General features: G+C 68.5%; 1 protein-coding gene and 1 pseudogene. Both read left to right on the top strand.

Translation table 11 applies throughout. The annotated features are described in order from the left end of the window. Positions 1-587, top strand: a pseudogene (locus ABZ641_RS36635) (hypothetical protein); the annotation flags it as partial. 192 nt (positions 588-779) lie between these two features. Next, positions 780-1,361 (top strand): N-acetyltransferase, encoded by a 582-nt coding sequence (locus ABZ641_RS36630; protein ID WP_359988862.1) that lies wholly within the window; start codon positions 780-782, stop codon positions 1,359-1,361. Positions 1,362-1,594 lie beyond the last annotated feature (233 nt).

The raw sequence follows: 1,594 nt of genomic DNA, 5'->3' as shown, positions 1-1,594 counted from the left end.
CAGGCTTCCCCGGCGGCAAGACCAACGGCAACGGAGTCGACGGCGCGCCCGGCTGCACCGACGGCCGCACCGACGGATGCACCGACAACGAACCGGGCCCCTGGCACACCCGGCGGCGTACCGTCCCGGCCCCCCCGGCGCCGAACCCGGGTGGTCAAGCCGGTGAGGACCACCGGGATCTCGCTGGTCACCTCGGCCGCCGTCATGCCGGCCACGATCGGAATCCCGGGCACGGACGCGGGTCACCTGCCGCTGCTGTTCCTCGTCTCGATCGAGGCGACCACGGCGGTGGGCCGGGCGTGCAGGCGACCGACACCACCTTCGACGGGGTGGGGCAGCTGATCGGCATGTCCGTGTTCATCGTGCTCGCGCCGCCGTCCTCGGGGGCCGACATCCCCCCGCATGCCCTGCAGTCGTTCCAGCGGTTCCTGGCGCACTTCGAGCCGATGCGGCAGCTCAGCGACGGGGTCAGGGCGACCTGCGCTTCGACGACCGGGCGGATGCCGGCCCGGCCCGCGCCTGGATCACGATGGGGATCGGGGCGGGGATCGGGACGGTCCGCGCCCTGGTCCTCGGCTGTGCGATGACCGGCTACTGCGGCCGCAAGGGCTGCGCCGGCCGGTGGTCGAGGCCTCGGCCTGAGAAGCCGTTGCCGAACCGGGCGGTTCGTCTGATGGTTGAACGAAGGTTCCCAGTTGGTGCGGTGGGTGCGCCACCGTTCGTCCCGGTGTCCGCAAATCCGTTCGCCTGCACGCGTATGGCTGCCTACCCTGCCAATCATGAGCTTCGTATACGGGATCAGGCCTGAGCAGGCCCAAGATCATCCGGAAGTACGCCGCGTACATGCACTCGCCTTCGGCAATCCGGAACGCGTCCCCGGTCTGGTGGACGCGCTTCGTGACGCGCCGGGAGCAATCGAGCCGATTTCGCTCGTCGCGACACGGCAGGATCAGGTTGTCGGGCACGTCATGCTCAGCGCCTGCCGCCTGGATGCCCAGCCCCAGCTGGTCGATGTCGTCAGCCTGTCACCCCTGGGCGTCCACCCGGACCACCAGCTCCACGGCGTCGGCACCCAGCTGATCAAGGCAGCCCTGAAAGCAGCTGACGACCGCGGAGTGCCGCTGGTCTTCTTGGAGGGCTCGCCGACGTACTACGGGACGCGTGGTTTCCAGCGGGCCAGCTCGTGTGGGTTCCGTTCACCCTCGCTGCGCATTCCGGATCTGGGGTTCCAGGTCGCGAAGCTGTCGTCGTACGAGCCCTGGATGACCGGCACATTCGTCTACTCCGAGGCATTCTGGGCAAACGACTGCGTAGGACTACGCGACCCCGAGCGCTTCGCGCGGATCGCCACCCAGGTCTGAGAAACCGCTATACCGATCACGAGGCGTGTCGATCGAACGGGAGTCCCGATCGGGTGACTGCGGCGGGTGCCGCGCATGAACGCAGGGCCTCCTGGTAGCCCAAAGGGTGTCTACGCCAACAAGCTGACCAGGAGGCCCTGTTGCCGCATTTCTACGACATCGCGGGAGTTGGGTCCACTTCGGCCACTCCTCCGTGTGACTGCCTGGCTCACCGGTTCGGGAACGCGGCCGGC

Origin of the sequence: Kitasatospora sp. NPDC007106, from assembly GCF_040634455.1 — a bacterium.
Lineage (GTDB): Bacteria > Actinomycetota > Actinomycetes > Streptomycetales > Streptomycetaceae > Kitasatospora > Kitasatospora arboriphila.
The sequence above is the reverse complement of the archived record's forward strand: the minus strand, read 5'-3'. Positions and strand labels throughout refer to the sequence as shown.